Source organism: Streptomyces sp. NPDC002144 (assembly GCF_053593695.1).
Genome location: NZ_JBSFDB010000009.1, coordinates 202727 through 221899, shown reverse-complemented (window position 1 = coordinate 221899; position 19173 = coordinate 202727). Strand labels below are relative to the sequence as shown.

The 19173-nt window shown below is 71.3% G+C and carries 15 protein-coding genes; all 15 read right to left on the bottom strand.

Features of this window, described 5'->3' with window-relative positions:
• Positions 1-31: 31 nt before the first annotated feature.
• From rfbC to asnB, 15 genes are read right to left on the bottom strand one after another with little or no spacing between them, the layout of a single operon-like run.
• Positions 32-583 (bottom strand): dTDP-4-dehydrorhamnose 3,5-epimerase, encoded by a 552-nt coding sequence (gene rfbC / locus ACWCQ1_RS16395; protein WP_133046487.1) that lies wholly within the window; start codon positions 581-583, stop codon positions 32-34.
• Positions 580-1812, bottom strand: a complete 1233-nt coding sequence (locus ACWCQ1_RS16390) for a polysaccharide pyruvyl transferase family protein (protein WP_358600826.1) — start codon at positions 1810-1812, stop codon at positions 580-582. Before ACWCQ1_RS16390 ends, rfbC begins: the two co-directional genes overlap by 4 nt.
• Positions 1809-2756: a glycosyltransferase family 2 protein gene (locus ACWCQ1_RS16385; RefSeq protein ID WP_451026750.1), complete on the bottom strand. Its 948-nt coding sequence runs from the start codon at positions 2754-2756 to the stop codon at positions 1809-1811. The genes ACWCQ1_RS16390 and ACWCQ1_RS16385 overlap by 4 nt, the downstream gene beginning before the upstream one ends.
• The gene (locus ACWCQ1_RS16380) at positions 2753-4060 is read right to left on the bottom strand and encodes an MATE family efflux transporter (RefSeq protein ID WP_358600832.1); all 1308 of its coding nucleotides are present in this window, start codon (positions 4058-4060) and stop codon (positions 2753-2755) included. The genes ACWCQ1_RS16385 and ACWCQ1_RS16380 overlap by 4 nt, the downstream gene beginning before the upstream one ends.
• Positions 4057-5316: a DUF4910 domain-containing protein gene (locus ACWCQ1_RS16375; protein WP_358601007.1), complete on the bottom strand. Its 1260-nt coding sequence runs from the start codon at positions 5314-5316 to the stop codon at positions 4057-4059. The genes ACWCQ1_RS16380 and ACWCQ1_RS16375 overlap by 4 nt, the downstream gene beginning before the upstream one ends.
• A gap of 32 nt (positions 5317-5348) precedes the next feature.
• Entirely contained in the window at positions 5349-6374 is a 1026-nt protein-coding gene (locus ACWCQ1_RS16370) for an NAD-dependent epimerase/dehydratase family protein (RefSeq protein WP_358600834.1), read from the bottom strand.
• 3 nt (positions 6375-6377) lie between these two features.
• A complete protein-coding gene (locus ACWCQ1_RS16365; protein ID WP_358600837.1) occupies positions 6378-7025 on the bottom strand; it encodes a PIG-L deacetylase family protein in 648 nt (215 codons plus the stop codon).
• Positions 7022-7816: a glycosyltransferase family protein gene (locus ACWCQ1_RS16360; RefSeq protein WP_133046493.1), complete on the bottom strand. Its 795-nt coding sequence runs from the start codon at positions 7814-7816 to the stop codon at positions 7022-7024. The genes ACWCQ1_RS16365 and ACWCQ1_RS16360 overlap by 4 nt, the downstream gene beginning before the upstream one ends.
• Entirely contained in the window at positions 7813-9048 is a 1236-nt protein-coding gene (locus ACWCQ1_RS16355; protein ID WP_133046494.1) for a class I SAM-dependent methyltransferase, read from the bottom strand. The genes ACWCQ1_RS16360 and ACWCQ1_RS16355 overlap by 4 nt, the downstream gene beginning before the upstream one ends.
• A complete protein-coding gene (locus tag ACWCQ1_RS16350) occupies positions 9045-10289 on the bottom strand; it encodes a glycosyltransferase (protein ID WP_358600840.1) in 1245 nt (414 codons plus the stop codon). Before ACWCQ1_RS16350 ends, ACWCQ1_RS16355 begins: the two co-directional genes overlap by 4 nt.
• A 2-nt stretch (positions 10290-10291) precedes the next feature.
• Complete coding sequence (locus ACWCQ1_RS16345) at positions 10292-11524, bottom strand: O-antigen ligase domain-containing protein (protein ID WP_358600843.1); 1233 nt, start codon at positions 11522-11524, stop codon at positions 10292-10294.
• 1 nt (position 11525) lies between these two features.
• Positions 11526-13064, bottom strand: coding sequence for a right-handed parallel beta-helix repeat-containing protein (locus ACWCQ1_RS16340; protein ID WP_358600846.1), 1539 nt, complete (start codon positions 13062-13064; stop codon positions 11526-11528).
• The gene (locus ACWCQ1_RS16335) at positions 13061-15016 is read right to left on the bottom strand and encodes an alginate lyase family protein (RefSeq protein ID WP_451026749.1); all 1956 of its coding nucleotides are present in this window, start codon (positions 15014-15016) and stop codon (positions 13061-13063) included. Before ACWCQ1_RS16335 ends, ACWCQ1_RS16340 begins: the two co-directional genes overlap by 4 nt.
• Positions 15013-17220, bottom strand: coding sequence for a bi-domain-containing oxidoreductase (locus tag ACWCQ1_RS16330; protein ID WP_358600851.1), 2208 nt, complete (start codon positions 17218-17220; stop codon positions 15013-15015). The genes ACWCQ1_RS16335 and ACWCQ1_RS16330 overlap by 4 nt, the downstream gene beginning before the upstream one ends.
• An 18-nt stretch (positions 17221-17238) precedes the next feature.
• On the bottom strand, positions 17239-19173 hold the full coding sequence (gene asnB / locus ACWCQ1_RS16325) for an asparagine synthase (glutamine-hydrolyzing) (protein ID WP_451026748.1): 1935 nt from the start codon (positions 19171-19173) through the stop codon (positions 17239-17241).

Sequence of the window (19173 nt, the reverse complement as noted above, 5' to 3'; positions counted from 1 at the left end):
TCGGTGACGCCGAAGTCCTCGGCGTACTACCTCAGTTCTCTCGGTGCTTCAGCACCTCTGCGAGGCTCGGCGCCTCCCGGTCCCGCTGGGACATCGAGGTGACCGGCAGCGGCCAGGGAATGGCGAGCTCCGGGTCGTCGAAGGCGATCGTCACGTCCTCGGACGGATCGTGCGGGCGGTCGATCCGGTACGAGGTGTCGGCCGTTTCGGTGAGCGCCTGGAAGCCGTGCGCGCACCCCGCCGGGATGTACAGGGTCGCCTGTGTCTCGCCGGACAGTTCGAAGAAGGCCCGGTTGCGGTAGGTCGGCGAGTCCGTACGCAGGTCCACGACGACGTCGAAGATCTTCCCGTACGAGCACCGCACCAGCTTGGCCTCGCCGGCGCCGGAGCGCAGGTGCAGACCGCGCAGCACGCCCCGGACCGAGCGGGAGACGCTGTCCTGGACGAAGGCGTGCGGGTCGAGGCCCACCGAGCGGACCACGTCGGCGTCGAACGTGCGGCAGAAGAAGCCGCGTTCGTCGGCGTACGGCGTCGGCTCGAACAGATACGCGCCGGCGATCGCCGGGACCTCGGTCGCCTTCATGGAGTCTCCCGCAGGGTCTGGGTGTGGTCCGTCGCCGGGAACAGGACCGCGGTCAATTCGGTGAACTGGTCGTTGAGCCGCCGACTCGCGGCCTCGTTCCGCTCGGTGAGGGTCCGCCGCAGCTCCGACGATCGCTTCTCCAGCGCCCGGAACTGTTCGAGCAGCCGGTCGGCGTCGACCTCGCGAGCGGGGTGGCAGTATGCGCCCAGTCCCATCTCGGCCATGAGTGCGTCGCTCTTCGCCGCATAGCTGAGTGCGAGCGTCGGCGTGCCGACCTTCAGCGCACAGATCAGGTTGTGGTAGCGGGCCGCCACCACGGCGTCGGCAGCCGCCATCTCCTTCATCAGGTCGGCCAGCGACGACGCCTCGGACGCGGTGGCCAGCGGCGAGTCCACCGCGTCGAGGACCGCGTCGACCGCCGGCCTGTCGACCTCGTCGCCGATGAGCAACCGGACCTGCCTGCCGTCCTCGACCAGCGCGCGGACGAAGCGGGTCATCCCGTCGATGTAGCGCCGGTTGATCTCCTCGGCCCGGGCCCGGTCGTCGTTGCTTCCGTAGTAGGCCATGACGCCGACGCAGACCGGGCCTTGCCGGTCCTCGGGTGCGCCCGCCGGCGGCGTCGGCAGTGAGAACACGAGGTCCGAGTACACCTTGTCCCGCGCGGTGTCGACGCCCATCGCACGGATCGCGTCGCGGGACAGGGCGTCCCGGTAGGACCGGTAGGCGGCGAGCCGCGCCGACCAGCGGACCAGGGCGCGGGTCGGCCGGTGGCCGATCCTGTCGGCGCCGACACCGACCAGCGCGACCTTGGTGCCGAACAGCCGTCCGGTCGTGCTGAGCAGGAACATCGAGTACGGGAAGCCCCAGGCCCTCAGCGGCAGCGTGGTCTCCAGGACGCCGGCGCCCGGCACGATCACGACATCGTGCCGGCGCACCCAGGCGGCGACGCGAAAGACGTCGATGACTTTGCCCAGGCCCTTCACCGCGATCGCGCCCGCCCGCGACGCGGTGCGGTACTCCCCGCGGTTCCAGTGGAGCCGCCTCGCGGGGATCCCGTACCGGGCCGTGACCACCTCGGGCCCGCCGCACAAGGCGTCCACGGCCGCCTCCGGATGCTCGGAGCGGAGGTATCCGAGCAGGGCCTCCAGCGACCCGTCGTTGCCGAGGTTGCCGGAACCGAGCACGCCGCACACCCCGACGCGCACCGCGGTCCTGTTCGCAGACGTCATGACTGCCTTCCTTCACGGCCGGCGACGAGGGCGTCGACGGAGACGGTGATCCGGACCGGGTCGATGGGTGCGCGGTCCTCGACCCGCTCGCCGGCTCCGGGCCTGACCCGGCTGGTCATCCAGGCGAGCAGGTGGCGGTAGCATGCGCGCCGGTCGGCCGGGGAGAGCGGCGCCCGCCGGATCGCCGCGACGTAGCCCCAGACGTACTCGGCCAGCAGCCGGGGCGTCGGGTGCAGCCGACCCGCTCGGCGCGGGTCCAGGTTGATGCACCGGGACCGCTTGCCGGGGTGCGCGCGCTCGGCGCGGGTGGGGTGGTCGCGACGGAAGTACAGCACTTCCGGCACCTGGTGGAAGGGGCCGTGGAGGCTGATCTCGGCGGTGAAGGTGCGATCCGCGTGGTGGTAGCTGTCGAGCGGTTTGACCCGGCGGAGGACCTCGGCCCGCATCACCCCGTACATGTCGTCGCCGCCGGGCTCGAACAGCATGCTGCGGAAGCGCTCCGGCGCGTGCGGGGAGTCGGTGGCGAGCCCGTACTCGTACGGGACCCTGACCTGGCCGTCACCGTCGATGACGGCTTCGCCGGCATGTGCGAGGACGACTTCCGGCCGCTCGTCGAGCGCCTCCACACAGCGCCGCAGCAGGTCCCGGGCGTACAGGTCGTCGTGCGAGGCCCACTTGAACAGCTCGCCGCGGCTCTCGGTGAACACCAGGTGGTGGTTCGGCGCGGCGCCGATGTTCCGGGGCAGCCGGGTGTACCGGACGCGCGAGTCCAGTGCGGCGTACCGGCGGCAGATGTCCGCGGTCCCGTCCGTCGAGGCGTTGTCGGAGACGAGGAGTTCGAAGTCCTCGTAGGTCTGGCCGAGCAGGGCGTCGAGCGCCTCGGCGAGGTACTCCTCGCCGTTGTAGACGGGCAGGCCGATGCTCAGCCTGGGATGGGCGGTCATGCGGTCCTCACTTCGCGGATCGGGTTCTTGCGGCGTTCGCGCAGGCCGGAACGGAGTTGCAGCCACCACAGGGCTGAGCCGGTGACGGTCGCGGCCGCGACGCCCCACGCCGAGCCGACTGTGCCGGCCACCTCCGCCCCGCAGAGTCCGCCGCTGACGTAGAGGACGGAGGTGATCAGCTGACAGCGGAGGCTGCGCCGGGCCGCGCCGAGTGCGCGCAGCCCCACCGCCGCGCCGACGCCCAGGCTGGAGCCGGCGACGCCGAGCGTGGCCGGCACGATGATCGCCGAGGCGGAGTGCCAGACGACGCCGAGCACGAAGACGCCGGCCCGTTCCGGCAGAAGCAGCAGCGCCGCGCCCCACAGCAGCGCGCCGACGGCCTGCCCGCCGCCGATCATGAGGCAGAACAGGCCCAGCCTCTCCGGGGCCCGCCGCAGCACCCGTGCCGCCTCCGCGACGGTGGCCAGCGCCAGCCCCATCAGGACCGCGAGGAACGGGCCGAGCAGGAGCTCGGCGCCCCGGACCGTACCCACCGCGTCGACCCCGACGATCGCGCCGAGTCCGTACGCTCGTAGCTGGCGGGCGCCGCTGAGGGCCGCGTTCTCGACCAGATATCGGTAGCCGAGGTCTCGGTGGTCACCGAGCCACTCCCGTGTGCGGGTCAGGTTCGGCCTGATGCCGGACTGGAAGCAGCCGTAGCCCGCGGCCACCGCGGCGGACACACCCCAGGCGAGCACGAAAGCGCCCACGCCGCCCACGTGGGCCGCCACCACCATGGCCGGGACGAGTGCGACGCCCCACACGACATCGTTGACGAACGCCTTCCGTCCGACACCGGCGGCGAAGAACGAGAACCGCCAGGCGTCCTGGAGCAGCAGCGCCGGCAGGGTGACGCCGAGGCAGGCGAAGGCGATTCCCACCCGGCCGCCTGCCCCCAGTCCGGCCACCAGGCACACCGCTCCGGTGACGGCACCGACACAAAGCGCGGTGCCCGACGACCGGGCCACCGCCGTACGCCAGGACGCCGCCTGCACGCCGCTGAAGCGCACCATGAGCGGATCGGTGGCCAGCCCGCGTGAGACGCTGAGCAGCACGCCGTAGGTGACCCAGACCAGGCTGAACACGCCGAACGAGGCCAGCCCGAGCGAGCGGGCCACGTAGGCCCCCACCAGGAAGTTGCTCAAGCTGGAGGCGGCCTGGTCGGCGAGTCCCCACGACAGCCGGCCGGCGATGGCCCGCTTGGCGGACCGCCCGGCCTCGCCGGCCGCGGCCGGCGAGGCCGCCCTCTCGCTCTCGGTGGTCATCGGTCTTCCTTGATCAGCCCGGCGTCGTGCAGGGCGCCGGCCGCGGCGGCGACGGTGTCGAACGGCAGCCCGGACCGCTCGGCGACGTCGAGCAGACCGTGCTCGCCGTCGGAGAGGCTGAGCACCCAGAGCATGGCCATCTGGGCCTGCTTGGTGTCGCTGCGCCCGCCGAGCGCGTCGTACAGCCCGCGCCGCCCCAACTGCGGTTCGCCGTAGGGGCTGAGGTTGAGGTAGCGCCGGTTGCCGTCCAGGACGGCGAACGCCTCGCGGCAGACCGCGAGGGTGTCCGCCATCGCCTCCGGGGAGACGAAGTCCAGGTTGTCCGCCGAGGTGTGGTACTCGGGATAGCCCGCGTACGGGGTCCGGGTGAGCGAGCCGACGCCTAGGTTGAACCCGGGCGAGCAGTACTGCCGCTCGTCGTAGCCGTACGGGGTGAACTCCGTGACGCGGTGCGGCCGTTCGGAGGCGGTCAGCACGTACCGCAGCACCCGGTCGATCTCCGCGTCACCGCGCCTGCTCTGCTTGTACGTGAGCGAGCCCGGGTCACCGGCGCAGGCCAGCACCAGGCCGTGCTTGACCCGCTCGACCCGTTCGGCGTTGCGGGCCAGCCAGGTGATCGCGCCGATGGTGCCGGGCGCGAAGATGAACCGGTAGGTGTAGTACGGCGTTTCCCGCGCCAGCTCCCGGGCCAGGAACGTCGCCACGGCCACGCCGGCCATGTTGTCGTTGGCCAGCGCCGGATGGCAGACGTGACAGGAGACGATCACCTCGTCGGCGACCTGACCGGGCACCACGTGCTCGGCGTAGGTGAGATGGCCGTCGGCGAGCGTGGAGTCGATGCGCACCTCGTACTCGCCGTCCGGCATCGCGTCCAGGGTCTCCTGGGCCAGGCAGAACCCCCAGTCCGGCTTGTAGTAGCTGGTGCGGTACGGCACCCAGGACGGCTGGTCCGGCAGCGTGTGCAGATGCGCGCGCAGCTCGGACAGCGGCATGGTCCTCGCCACCGGCAGGCTGTAGCCGAGCACGTGCAGGCTGGACGCGGCGAAGTCGACGACCCGGTTGCCGTCCGGGTCGGCTATGTAGGCGTCCCGGATGTTCCACTCCTGCGGCACCGTCCAGTCGAGCACCTGGGTTCCGGTCGGCACCTCGTGCACGTCGAGCGGGATGTACTCGCCGACGATGTCCAGGGTGGCGCGCACGCCGTCGCCGGTGATGCTCCGGCAGAGCGGGTACAGCCGCTCCACCAGGGCGTACATCTCGTCGCCGGCACCTACTTCTCCATGCGTGGTCACCGACGCCGCCGCAGGGTGTCGTCGACCGTGCCGGCGTCGGTGGCCGCGCGCAGCACGGCGAGGCGGGTGAAGCGCTGCTGGAAGGCCTCCTGGGTCAGGCCGTGCGCGCGGTAGGCGTCGGCGAGTTCGAGCGCGCCCCGCTTGACCGTCCACTCGCAGTCGAAGCCGGGGATCGCGGCACGGAACCGGGAGAAGTCCACCCGGTAGGAGCGCGGGTCGGCGCCGGTCTCGCCGGTGATCACCACCTCGGAGCCGGGCACCGCCTCGGCGACCTGCCCGGCGATCTCGGCGACGGTGACGTTGTTGGTCTCGCTGCCGATGTTGAACGCCCTGTCGTGCACCGCCTCGCGCGGCGCGGTCAGGGCGGCCGTGAAGGCCCGCGCGATGTCGGCGGCGTGCACCAGCGGGCGCCAGGGCGTGCCGTCGGACATCACCAGCACCTCGCCGGACAGCAGCGCGTGGCCGACCAGGTTGTTCAGCACGATGTCGGCACGCAGCCGGGGCGAGAAGCCGAAGGCCGTGGCGTTGCGCATGTACACCGGGGTGAAGTGGTCGTCGGCGAGCTCATGCAGGTCGTCCTCGACCCGCACCTTGGACTCCGCGTACGGGGTCACCGGGCGCAAGGGGGCGTCCTCGCCCACCAGGTCCTCGCCGCCGGCGGCACCGTAGACCGAGCAGGTCGACGCGTACAGGAAGCGCCCCACTCCGGCCTCACGGGCCAGCCGGGCCAGGTGGACGGAGGCGTGGTGGTTGATGTCGTAGGTCAGTTCCGGCGCCAGCGATCCCAGAGGGTCGTTGGAGAGCGCGGCCAGGTGGATCACGGCGTCGACGCCGGCCACGTGCTCGGCCGTGACGTCGCGCAGGTCCACCCGGTGCCCCTGCGGGTCGGCGGGCCTCGGGCCCAGCACGCAGTCGGCGAACAGGCCGGAGTCGAGGCCGACGACCTCGTGCCCGGCGGCGGCGAGGACCGGGGCCATGACGGTTCCCAGGTAGCCCTGGTGTCCGGTCAGCAGTACGCGCATGGTTCAACCCCCCAGGTTGAGCGTGAGTTTGGTGACGGCGAACGCTTCGGCGTATCGCTCGTGGCATTCGATGCCGCGGATCCGCGCGAGGCCGAGGAAGGCCTCCCGGTCGTACCAGGGCCGGTGGCGCTGTGAGGCGTAGTGCTCCTGCAGCAGCCGCACCTTCTCCTCGGCGATCTCCACGGACAGCGGCTGGTACGCCGCCATCCGGCCGAGGTCGCCGTCCCACTTGACGATCTCGTAGCCGAGGACCAGGTGGTCGCGGAAGGCGGTGGGGATCAGCTGCGCCAGGCCCCGGTGGTCCTGGTGGGCGTCGTCGGTGCGCGGGGCCAGGATCAGGTCCGGGTCGGTCTGCTCGCGCAGTTCCTCGACGGCGGCCTTGGCCTCCTCCCAGTGCGCGGGCAGCCGGCCGTCCGGCAGCTTGTGCACGGTCAGCCTGAGGTCGGCGTCCGGGCAGAACGCGGCGAGCGCGGCCCGCTCCTCCTGCTCCCGCTCGCCGCCGCCGCCGGAGAGCACCAGCGCGTCGACGCGGATGCCCGGCCGCGCACGGCACAGCGTCAGCAGTGTGCCACCGGCGCCGATGGCGATGTCGTCGCAGTGGGCGCCCACCGCGACGATCCGCTCCGCACGCCCGGCCCCGAGCCCGATCACGCGCTCATCCCGGCGCTGTCCCGCTCCCACACGGCCCACGGGCGGTCGCCCCGGGCATAGGCGGCGTCGAGCACGGCCCGCTCCTTCACGGTGTCCGTCGGCTGCCAGAAGCCGCGGTGCTGGTATGCCACCAGGCGTCCGCGCTTGGCCAGTTGGGCGCAGCCGTCGGCGACCAGGTCCCCGTTTTCCGGGATGTTGTCGAAGATCTCCTGCCGGAGCACGAAATAGCCGCCGTTCTCCCACAGCGGCAGTTCGCTCACCGCGGTGATGCCCCCCACCAGACCGTCCTCGCCCAGCTCCACGCAGTGGAACGACGACTGTGGCGGCACCACCATCATCGACGCCCCGGCGTCGCGCCGGGCGAAGTTCTCGATCATCTCCGGCAGCGGGGCGTCGGTCAGCACGTCGGCGTAGTTGGCGAGGAACATCTCGTCACCGTCCAGGAAGTGCCGCACCCTGCGCAGTCGCTCCCCGATCGGTGACTCGATACCGGTATCCGCGAAGGTGACCGTCCAGTCGGCTATGTCGGTGGACAGCAGCTCGGGCTGCCCGTTGCGCAGCACGAAGTCGTTGGAGGTCGTCTCCTTGTAGCCGAGGAAGAAGTCCTTGATGTGGTGCGCGCCGTATCCGAGACACAGGATGAACTCCGTGTGCCCGAAGTGCGCGTAGTAGCGCATGACGTGCCAGATCAGCGGTCTGGGGCCGACCATCGCCATCGGCTTGGGCACGTCGTCGGAGGCTCCGTTGCGCATCCGCATCCCGTAACCGCCGCAGAACAGAACGACCTTCATGACGTCACCTCGACAACGCTCAGTTCCGGGATGGGAAAGACCAGCCGGCCGCCCCAGTCGTGGACGTAGGACAGCTGCTCGACCAGCTCGGCCCGCAGGTTCCAGGGGAGGACGAGGACGTAGTCCGGCTTGTCGGCGGCTATCTGCTCGGGTGGCAGGATCGGGATGCGGGTGCCCGGGGTGAACCTGCCGTGCTTGTAGGGGTTACGGTCGACGGTGTACGCAAGCAGGTCGGGCCGGATGCCGCAGTGGTTGAGCAGGGTGTTGCCCTTGCCCGGGGCGCCGTAGCCGACGACCGTCTCGCCGCGCTCGGCGGCCTCGATGAGGAACTTCAGCAGGTTCCGGCGCACCTTGGCCACCCGGTCGGAGAACTCGGTGTACCCGGACAGCTCCAGCAGCCCGGCGGCCTTCTCCCGGGCCAGCACGTCGGCCACCCGCTGCGTCGGCTCTTCGGCCACCTCGGTGGGCCGCGCCCACAGCCGGATGGAGCCGCCGTGCGTGGGCAGCAACTCGACGTCCACGAGGGAGAGTCCGCCGCTCGCGAGGGCCCGGATCGCGGAGGCGACCGTGTAGTACTGGAAGTGCTCGTGGTAGATCGTGTCGTACTGGTTCTCCTCGATCAGGGTCAGCAGGTGCTGCACTTCGATGGAGACCCAGCCGTCGTCGGCGACCAGGGCGCGCAGTCCCTGGGTGAAGCCGACCACGTCGGGAATGTGCGCGTAGACGTTGTTGGCGACGACCAGGTCCGCCGGGCCGTGCTCGGCGCGGACGGCCGCGCCGGTCTGTGGGCTCAGGAACTCCGTGAGCGTGGGCACGCCCGCCTCGCGGGCCGCGGCGCCGACGTTCACCGACGGCTCGATGCCGAGGCAGCGGATCCCCCGGTCCACCACGTGCCGGAGCAGGTACCCGTCGTTGCTCGCCACCTCGACCACGAAGGCGTCGGTGTTGAGCCGCACCCGCTCCACGGCGTCGGCGACGAAGGTCCGTGCGTGCTCCACCCAGGAGGTGGAGAACGAGGAGAAGTAGGCATACTCGCTGAAGGTCTCCTCCGGTGTGATCAGCGGAGGGATCTGCGTCAGCCAGCAGTCGGTGCAGACCCGCAGGTGCAGCGGGTACGCCGGTTCCGGCTGGTCCAGTTGGTCCGCGGCGAGAAAGCTCTCGCACGGCGGGGTCGCCCCCAGATCGACGACGCTCGCCAGCGTCGCCGAGCCGCAGAGTCGGCATCGTGTCATCTGTTGTTCCCATCCCCCCCGCTCGCGGGGGTGTCCCCGGCGCGAGTTCGTGCTGACCGGACCGCGATCGCGGTCCGGTACTCCTCCACCAGGCGCTCCAGCCCGACGGCCGGGCTGAAACCCTGTTCGTAACGGAGCCGGGCGGCCCGGCCCATCTCACGGCCCAGGCCCGGATCGGTCCCCACCCGGCGTATGCAGGACGCGAGCGAGGCGGACTCGCCCGGCCGGTGCAGCAGCCCGGTCACGCCGTCCTCGACGAGTTCGATGAAGGCGCCGTGGCCGGCGGCGACGACCGGGACCCCGGCCGCCATCGCCTCCACGACCACCAGGCCGAACGCCTCCAGCCACGTCGAGGGAGCCACCACGGCTACGGACCGCGCGATGGCCTTCTGGCACTCCGCCGAGTCGTACAGGCCGACGTAATGCACGTCTTCCCGGCCCGCCGCCCAGGCGGTGACCTCTGCCTCCAGCGGTCCGGTGCCGGCGATCACGAGCGGGATGCCCAGCCCGCCGCTCGCTGCGAGCTCGTCCCACGCGGCCATGAGCAGCCGTACGCCCTTGGCCTCGGCCAGTCGGCCGAGATAGAGCAGATGCTCACCGTCGCCCGATCGACGGGCGTCCGGATCGGGCACGAAATTGTGCTTCACCGCCAGCCGCTCGCTCGGCATGCCGGCCCGCGCCAGTACGTCGCGCTGCGCCGCGGAGATACAGAGGAACCGTTCCACGCCGGACCACCACCGCCGCCGGTTGACCGACAGGCCGACCGCGAGCGGCACCGTCGCCAGACGGGAGTTGCGGTAGCAGCCGTGCCGGACGGCGGGCAGCGGAACACTCGATCCGATGCACTCCGTGCACGGGCGGCCGTCCCGCTGCAGGGTGCCGGGCGGACAGACCTGCGTGTAGTTGTGCAGCGTGGCGACGGCGGGCACACCGGCGTCGGCGCAGGCGGCGAGCACCGCGGGCGACAGGAGCGGGAAGACGTTGTGGACGTGGACCACGTCCGGCCGCTCGCAGCGCAGCCGGGCCGCGAGCTCCTTGCGGACCGCCGGGTTCCACGGCACCCGCAGGGGCACCGCTGCCTTGCCGAGGAGGGACATGGCGCCGATGTCGTCGCTGCGCCGCTCGAATACCTCGACCCGATGGCCGCCCGCCCGCAGCAGTGCCACCTCCTGGTCGACGACTTTGTTCTCCCCGCTCGGCTGCGCCGAGGCGTAGCGGTTGTGCACCACCAGGATGTGCATGCTCAGACCACCTCCCGGAGCCGGGGCAGGATGAGACGCCGTCGGCGGCCCGCGGGCGGCGGCGGGAAGGACGTGGCCTCGGCAGGTGCCGCCAGCAGCGACGCTGCCACGGCCAGATGCAGCAGGTACGGCGAGGCGTCACCCAGACCGACCTCGGTGTACGAGGCGATCGCGCAGTAACTGATCAGGAAGATCGCGCACGCCCTCGGCAGCGACGGAGGTCGCAGCAGCGTGATGCCTCCCATCACGATGACGATCGCCGCCACGAGGGCGACGCCGAGCAGACCCTGCTCGTGGAAGACGGCCAGCCAGCTGTTGTCGATCGGCAGGCCGCCGAACGACTTGTCGCCGAGGCCCACACCGAACACGTCCTCCGAGGGCGTCCGGGGGGCTGCCCGCAGGGCGTCCCAGACCTTCGCCCGTCCGGTGAGGGTTGCGAAGTTCTCCTGGCTCTGTCCGCGCAGAAACCACGCCTGCACCGCGGAGCTGAACGCCACCGCGGTCACCGCTGCGGACAGCACCACCCAGGAGAAGAACCGGCGCGCGGCGCCGCTGGTCAGGATCAGGGAGCTGATCGCCAACGCCAGCCCGACGATCAGGCCGAGCGTGGCCGTCCGGGTATGGGTCAGCACGAGCAGGACGAGTGACGGCACGATGACCATCGCCGCGTCGCCCTTCTTGATCTGTCGGCCCACAGCGAGCAGCGCGGTGAGACCGATGATCACCGCGGCGTACTGTCCGATCTGCGGCGGGGTGAGCGGCCACAACGCGCCGACCAGCCGCCCCTCGTACTCACCCGGCATGGCGGCCCCCGGTGAGACGACCAGGCCGGCGGCCACCGACACGAGTACCACGAAGTACATCCGGATGTGGTGCCGAACGAACGTCACGCTGCCGTCCCACCAGCGGCTCAGCAGCCACAGCGTGGCGACGAAGAGAGCCAGCCGTGCGCAGCGGAACAGCGAGCCGCTTCCGGACTCCAGGCGTGCGCTGGAGACCACGCTCGCCGCCAGGAGGAGGGTCAGCAGGAACAGGTACGCACTGGGTCGGATGCGCAGCCGGAGATTGACCGCGAGTGCCAGCACGAACGCGCCGACCAGCGCGCCCATGGTGACCATCTGGATGAGAGAGCGGGGCAGCGGGATGATGGTCTTCGCCCCGGTGGAGCCGAGGGTGTTGAGGATCAGCAGCCCCCAGGCTGCCCCGATGATCTTCGATGTGCGGTCCGTCTCCATCTCAGCCACCGTCCCCTGCGCGGAAGGTGCTGCCCGTGTCCTGCCGGTACGGCGTGCCCTGCCACTGCGCGCGGGAGAGCACGCGGCTCGCGTCGTGCGTGACGAACTTCCATGGGCCGACGTAGACGTTGTCCAGCCAGCGGTTGTGCTGCTGGGTGGTGATCGCGTCGGCCACCCGCTCACCCTTGTACGGCGACCAGTCGGGAAAGGTGCCGTAGTTGGACAGCAGCGCCATGCGGTCGCACTTCACCGTGCACTTGACGACGGACTTGTCCAGCACGAAGCGGTTGTCGTGGATGTCCACACGCTGGGTCTTCCACCGGCAGTCCGAGTAGAGCGGTGCCTTCGCGATCGCCGGCTGGACGCAGCGCTTGGGATTCTTCACCAGCAACGTGCAGTCACCGGACGAGGTGTTGGCCGGGCTGTTGCAGAACCGGTCGGCGTTCTCCCACAGGGTGATCCCCGACCAGTTGTTCTCCAGCATGTTCCCGTAGATCTCGATCTCGCTGGTGCGGGCCCTGATACGTGGTTCGCCGCCGGACTCGGACAGGTAGACGGTTGCGAACGGGAAACTGTCGCCACGGTCGGCCGCCGCACGCCCCTCGACCCAGTTGTTCCGCCGGATCGTGTTGTACCGGATGACCGCGTTGTAGCTGGCCTCGTAGATCAGCGCGGCACCGTCGTTGGCCTCGATCACGTTGTCCTCGATGCGGAAGTCGTTGTTGTTGGTGTCCACCCACAACCCCGTTCCTCGGTTGTCGTGCACCCAGTTCCCGCGCACGTCCGCACCGTTGACGGCCCAGAACTTCACGCCTCCGGTACATCCGCAGCCCTGCTGCCGCCGCTCCCAGTCGTCGGTGTTGTTGCCCGTGATCTCGTTGTCCTCGACCACCAGGCCGGTGACACCGGTGGCCTTGTACGCGTTCATGCCGTACTGGCCGTTGCCGCGTAGGCAGTTGGCGCGGACATGCTGGCGCGAACCGGCCATCAGACCGGCGCCGGAGTTGTCCTGCACCGTCGAGTGCTCGATCACCCACCCGTCGGCCGAGTCGTGGTTGACCACGCCCTCGTTCTGCGGGGCGACGAAATGCTGCACGGTCAGGTAGCGGATGGTGACGTCCTCGGCGGTTCCGCCGAACGCGTACTGGTTGACCTTCCGGCCGTCGACCACCGCGCCCGGTGCGCCGAGGTAGACGTCCCCCTCCTTGGGGGTCACCTGGTCGTAGTCATCGGGACTGAGCCTGTGCTTGCCCGGCTTGAGCCAGAACGTGGTGTGCGGGGGGCTGTTCAGGGTCTTCACGGCCAGATCACCGATCACGGCGGGGTCGACCGTCACCGCGCCCTCAGGCGCTCTGGTCGGCCCGGCCGGGGGACGGGCGCACACCCGGGTCAGGGAGTCGGACCGCGCCCCGGACGTGGTGGGCACGGCGGTCGGCTTCTCACGCGTCGCGTGCTGCGTGCCGTCACAGCCGCTCACCAGCAGCAGGGCCAGCACCAGCGGTGCCACCGCCGGTGCCCAGGGCCGCGTCCCGATCCTCACGCGCCCCCCTGGCCGCGGAACCCGAGCACGGTGGTGAAACCCTCCGTGCCGTCGGTGAAGCCGGAACCGACGAGGGTGGTGGCGGGCTCCTTGCGTCCGAAGCCGGCCGAGTACCAGCCCAGCACGGGATCCGTCTCACCGCGGTGCGCCTGCCAGGACAGCTGCCCGGGCAGCTCGAGCACCGCGGAACGGTCCTCGCCGTCCTTGGTCCAGGTGAGCCGTGCCAGGTTCCCCTCCAGGTCCGCGGTGATCGCCGGGCCGAGGTGGAACGCCAGGCGTACGGCCCGGCGCGGGCCGCGGACCTCGTCGATCACCCGCAACTCCCGGCGCGCGGACGTCAGTTCCACCCGGCGGCGGTGCACGGAGCCCTCGTAGCCCTCGTGTTCGGCGGACCAGGCGGCCACCTCCTCGCCGGAGGTGTCCACGTGCAGGACCCGGGTCTCGGCGTGCCGGGTCCACAGGAACGGTCCGCCGGAGACGGACTGGTCGGCGCCGTCCAACTGCAGGGTGTTGTGGCCGAGGGTGGAGCGGAAGTACTGCCGCCACTCGGGCTGCCCGTGGTAGCAGTACGTCCCCGGGTCGGCGAGCACGTCGACACCGTCGTGCCGGACCTCCACGGACAGCGCGTCCGCGTGGGCGTGCGCGGCGATGGAGAGGAAGCCGTGCGGACCACCGTCGCAGCGGCACCAGATCTCCTCCGGTCCGCGCAGGATCGTCATCCCGGCGTCCGCGAAGTGCGCCGGCCGCTCCGCCGGACGGCGCGCAGACGGCTCCGCCGGTTTGACGAGCGCGGCCAGCAGCGGGGTGCGTACGTCGGTGCCGGTCACCGTCGGCCACCAGGGGAGGCGGCCGAACACGGCTTCGCCGGTGGCCAGCAGCGAGCCCCAGCGGTCGGTGCCCGCGCCGTCCACGACCAGGCCGTAGCCGTCGTCGGCGTCGCCCTGACGCGGCGGCCGCAGCCGGTTGTCCACCATGGCGGCGAGCGCGTCCGTCATGCGCAGCAGCACCAGGCGGACCGACGCGGGGACGGGCACGTCGGCGGCGTCCGCCTCCGCCACCGCGGCCAGGCCGAGCTCGAGGACGAGCCCGTGGTACTCGGTGGCCAGCTCCCGGTTGATGCCGGAGAGGTAGGTGTTGCCGCGCAGGTGCCGGTCCAGCGACCGCAGCGCGTCGGCCCGCCAGCGCGCCGACGCGGGGAACCAGTCGAAGGCGCAGGCGGCGGCGAACTGCCCGGCGGCCTCGGCGATGACATGGTTGTTCGCCGACGATCCCCGGCTGGGGAAGGCGGCCAGCCAGCGCTGGTGATGCCAGATCTGCCGCACCGCCACCGGGTTGTCCTCGAACAGCCCGCCCGCGCCGGACCAGCCGTCCAGCAGCCGGCGGATCCACACCCAGGACAGCAGCCGGATGCCCAGCTCGATGCCGCTGATCCAGTGGACGCCGCGCAGCGGCGGGTTGACCGCCCACCAGGACCGCAGGTGCGCGGCCACGCGCTCGGCGTAGCGCTCGTCCCCGGTGACCGCGTAGGCGGCGGCGAGCTGGGTGAGGTACTGGTGCCGGGACGGCTCCCAGATCTGCTTGATGTCCCCGACCGCGTCCTCGCTGCGGTACGGCACGTCGAAGGCGTAGCCCGCGGGGGCCCGGCGCCCGGTCTTCGGGTCGAACCACCAGTCCGGGTCGGTCAGGTCGTCGCGGAGCACGCCGAAGAACTCGGCGTGCCCGTCCATGAGCCGGTCCGCGTCGGCGACGAGACGCTTCACGGCGTCGGGAGGCACAGCGGCGGTCGTCCCGGCCGGCAGGACCGCGGTGAAGCGCGCGCCGGTGACGCCCGGGCCCTCGGGCGGCGCCGCACGCCACCGCCGTCGGCGCACCGCGTCGCCCACCCGGCCCGCGACCTCCTGCGGTCCCATCCGGGACAGCCGCCGCAGGTACCAGCCCGCGCTCATGGTCACAGTGCCCTCGCCAGCGTCACCGGGGCGCCGCTCGCCAGAGCGGTCTGCACCGCGAGGGTGGCCGCCGTGGTGGCGACCAGCGACTCGAGCGGCACCGGCATCGGCCCGCCGGTCCGCACGGCTTTGACGAACGCGGCGAGTTCGGCGTTCTGGCCCTTGTCCCGGGCCTTGGGCAGCCGCGAACTGACCCAGCGCTTCTGGCCGGCTGTGCTTTTTTCGAAATACACCGAGGCACGCACGAAGTCGTCGAGCCGCAGCGCCCGCCCGTCGGCGATCAGGTCCAGCGTCTCCTTCGGGAAGGCCGACGGGCCGGAGGTGACGTAGCTGATCGTGGCGGTGGACCCGTCCGGGTAGCGCAGCACGATCTGCAGGTCCTCGTTGCCGGACGGGGCGGTCGCGTACACGGACACCGGGTCGGCGTCGAGCAGCCAGCTCGCCGTGTCGACGAAGTGCCCGCCCTCACCCACGAACCGCGAGCCCTCGGAGCCCTGCTGGAGATACCAGCTGCCGTGGTCGAGGCGACCGGCGTTGACCAGGTAGCGGAGGTTGGCCGGGCCGGTCCGGGCGCCGAAGCGCTCCCTGGCCTCGTGCAGCAGCGGCGAAAACCGGCGGTTGAAGCCCACCTGCAGCCGGTCGTTGCCGGACTCCTCCACCGCCGCGAGCACACCGGCCAGCTCGTCCTCGCTGAGGGCGAGGGGCTTCTCCACGAAAACGGTCTTGCCGGCCAGGAGCGCCTTGCGGGTCAGTTCGGCGTGCGAGCTGTGCCGGGTGACCACGAACACCGCGTCGACGGACTTGTCGCCGAGCACCGCGTCGAGATCGGTGGTCGCCTCGGCGAAGCCGAACTTCCGCTGCGCGTTGGCCGCGGACAGCGCCGTCGTGGTGACGACCGTCGACAACTCCACGCCCTCGCGCTGCGCCAGATGCGGCAGCAGCATCGACGTCGCGTAGTTGCCCGCGCCGATGAACGCGAGCCGCACGGGCGACTTGGCGAGCCGGGCCGGACTGGACTGCACCTTCACCGCGGGCACCGCCACCGACACGGCCGCCGGCTGAGCCCCCTCCTCCGCCTCCGCCGTGAGTTCGGGGTAGCGGAACAGCACGGCCACGGCCTTCAGTTCGCCGTCCTTCAGGCGCCGGTAGGTCTCGACGGCGTCGTCGAAGTCGGCGATGTGGGAGATCAGGGGTTCCACGTCCACGCGGCCGCGGGCGAGGAGGTCCAGGAAGCACGCCAGGTTGCGGCGCTCGGTCCAGCGCACGTAGCCGATCGGGTAGTCGCGCCCCTCCAGCTCGTACGACGGGTCGTAGCGCCCGGGTCCGTACGAGCGCGAGAACCGGACGTCGAGTTCCTTCTCGTAGTACGCGTTCCACGGCAGGTCCAGGCGGCACTTGCCGATGTCGACGACCCGGCCGCGGTCCCGGCAGAGCTTGGCGGCCAGCTCCACCGGCTGGTTGCTGCCACCGCCCGCGGCCAGGTACACCTGGTCCACGCCGTGACCGTCGGTGAGTTCGGCGACGGCGTTCTCCACGGCCGTGGACGCCGGGTCGCCGCAGGCCGCCGCACCCAGGCGCTCGGCGAGTTCGCAGCGTGACGGGTCGGGGTCGGCGCCGACGACGCGGACCCCCGCGGCGGTGAGCAGCTGCACCACCAGCTGCCCGATCAGCCCGAGACCGATGACCAGCGCCACCTCGCCGAGCTGGGGCTCGCCCTGGCGGACGCCCTGCAGCGCGATCGACCCCACGGTGCCGAAGGCCGCGTGCCGCGGCGCGAGGCCGTCGGGGACGGGGGAGTAGAGGTTCTTCGGCACCCAGTTCAGCTCGGCGTGCAGCGCGTGCTCGTTGCCCGCGCAGGCCACCAGGTCGCCGACCTTCACGTCGTCGATGCCGGCACCGACCTGCTCGACGACCCCGCACAGCGAGTACCCCAGCGGCGTGTAGGAGTCCAGCTTGCCCATCACCTTGCGGTACGTGGCGGGCACGCCGTTGGTGGCCACGCTCTGCATGACCTTGGCCACCTGGTCGGGGCGGGAGCGGGCCTTGCCCAGCATCGACATGCCGGCCTCGGAGACCTTCATCAGCTCGGTGCCCGTGGAGATCAGCGAGAAGGCGCTGCGGACCAGCACACCGCCCGGCTTGCAGCCCGGCACCGGCACGTCGAGCACCGCCAGCTCGCCGCTCTTGTAGTTCTGTACAACCTGTTTCACCGGGAACTCCCCTGATTCCTAAGCCGTTTGCCGAGTGCTCTGGCCGGACCCAGAGGTCGCGTCGCGATACCAGTACTCGAGGGTCAGCACATGCCACAGATGCTTGGAGAAGTCCTGCTGCCCGGCGGCGTCCTCGGCGACCATCCGGGCCAGCGCGTCGCGGCGCAGGAAACCGGAGCGGACGAGCTCGCCGTCGTTGACCACCTCGCGCACCAGCGGCGCCAGATCCCGGCTCATCCAGGCGCGCAGCGGGGCGCTGAACAGGCCCTTGGGCCGGTAGACGATCTCCCGGGGCAGGATCGAGGTGGCCGCCTCCTTCAGGACCGCCTTGCCCTGCCGTCCGGCGATCTTGCGGTCGCCGGGCACGGCGAACGCCGCCTTGACGACCTCGACGTCCACGTACGGAACCCGCACCTCGGTCGACGCGGCCATGCTGGAGCGGTCCGTGTAGGTGAGGTTCAGGCCCGGCAGGAACAGCCGGGCGTCGGCCAGGCACATGCGGTTGACGAAGTCGTCGAGCTCGTTGTCCGCGTAGACGTCGGCATGCTCGGTCAGCACGTCGTCGACCGTCCCGGCGAGATCCGGATCGATCAGGCCGAGCAGTTCGTCCTGGCCGTACATGGTGTAGCTGCGCCGGAACGCCGTCTCCTCCGGCAGATCGGCGAAGGAGAGGAACCGCTTGGCGAAGCGCACCGACCTCAGACCCCGGCGGGACGTGGCGACCGGCAGCCGGTTCACGGCCGCGGAGACACCGCGCCGAACCGGCCGCGGGACGCGCTGGTAGCGCAGGGCGAGCAGGTTGGCCAGGTGCTTGCGGTACCCGGCGAACAGTTCGTCGGCGCCCATCCCGGAGAGCATCACCTTGACCCCGGCCTCCCGGGCGGCCGTGCAGATCAGGAAGGTGTTGATCGCGGCGGGATCGCCGATCGGCTCGTCCAGGTGGTACGTCATCTGCGGCAGCAGGTCGAGCACGTTCGGGGCGATCTCGATCTCGTGCAGGTCGACGCCGAACCGCTCGGCCACCTGCCGGGCGTAGCGCAGGTCGTCCGGCATCGCCTCGAATCTGGCGTCCTCGGCGCGGAACCCGATCGTGTAGGCCGAGATCCCCGGCTGGTGGCGGGCCGCCAGCGCGGTCAGATAGCTGGAGTCGAGGCCTCCGGACAGGAAGGTCGCGACGGGCACGTCGGAGAGCAGGTGGCGCCGGGTCGACTCCTCGACGACGGCGGCCAGGTCCGGCTGCTCGCCGGCCAGGGCCCGCTCCCGGCCCTCGGCGGCGACGTCCTTCAGGTTCCAGAACCGGCCCCGCTCGATGCTGCCGTCCGGCCGGCACTTCAGCCAGGTCCCCGGCGGCAGCTTCTCCGCCTCACGGAACGCACAGCGGGAGTCGGGCACCCAGTAGTACAGCAGCGAGGCCACCAGCGCCGCGTGGTCGACCTCCAGCGATCCGCCGGTCGCGCCGGCGAGCGCCTTGAGCTCGGAGGCGAACGCCAGACCCTCGCCGCGCCGGAGCAGGAACAGCGGCTTGATGCCGAGCTGGTCGCGGACGAGCACCAGCTCGCCGGTCCGCTCGTCGAAGACGCCGAACGCGAACATGCCGCGCAGCCGGGGCAGACAGTCCGTGCCCCAGCGCCGCCATGCCTCCAGGAGCACCTCGGTGTCGGAGGTGCCGCGGAAGCGCACCCCGGCGGCCTCGAGTTCGGCGCGCAGCTCGGGCGCGTTGTACAGCTCTCCGTTGTACGTCAGGGCGAGACCGCCCGAGACCATCGGCTGGGCGCCGGTCTCGGACAGGTCGATGATGGACAGCCGGCGGTGCCCGAGCTGCACTTCGCCGTCACCGGCGGGGTGGCCGTAGCGGCCGGCCCCGTCCGGGCCGCGGTGGGCGAGGGTCTCGGTGAGCCGGTCGGTGACGATCTTCCCGTCCGGCCACCGGTACGTGCCTGCGATGCCACACAT

Coding starts and splice junctions, on each gene's coding strand:
- rfbC (WP_133046487.1), bottom strand. CDS start 583: ATGAAGGCGACCGAGGTCCCGGCGATCGCCGGCGCGTATCTGTTCGAG.
- ACWCQ1_RS16390 (WP_358600826.1), bottom strand. CDS start 1,812: ATGACGTCTGCGAACAGGACCGCGGTGCGCGTCGGGGTGTGCGGCGTG.
- ACWCQ1_RS16385 (WP_451026750.1), bottom strand. CDS start 2,756: ATGACCGCCCATCCCAGGCTGAGCATCGGCCTGCCCGTCTACAACGGC.
- ACWCQ1_RS16380 (WP_358600832.1), bottom strand. CDS start 4,060: ATGACCACCGAGAGCGAGAGGGCGGCCTCGCCGGCCGCGGCCGGCGAG.
- ACWCQ1_RS16375 (WP_358601007.1), bottom strand. CDS start 5,316: ATGTACGCCCTGGTGGAGCGGCTGTACCCGCTCTGCCGGAGCATCACC.
- ACWCQ1_RS16370 (WP_358600834.1), bottom strand. CDS start 6,374: ATGCGCGTACTGCTGACCGGACACCAGGGCTACCTGGGAACCGTCATG.
- ACWCQ1_RS16360 (WP_133046493.1), bottom strand. CDS start 7,816: ATGAAGGTCGTTCTGTTCTGCGGCGGTTACGGGATGCGGATGCGCAAC.
- ACWCQ1_RS16355 (WP_133046494.1), bottom strand. CDS start 9,048: ATGACACGATGCCGACTCTGCGGCTCGGCGACGCTGGCGAGCGTCGTC.
- ACWCQ1_RS16350 (WP_358600840.1), bottom strand. CDS start 10,289: ATGCACATCCTGGTGGTGCACAACCGCTACGCCTCGGCGCAGCCGAGC.
- ACWCQ1_RS16345 (WP_358600843.1), bottom strand. CDS start 11,524: ATGGAGACGGACCGCACATCGAAGATCATCGGGGCAGCCTGGGGGCTG.
- asnB (WP_451026748.1), bottom strand. CDS start 19,173: ATGTGTGGCATCGCAGGCACGTACCGGTGGCCGGACGGGAAGATCGTC.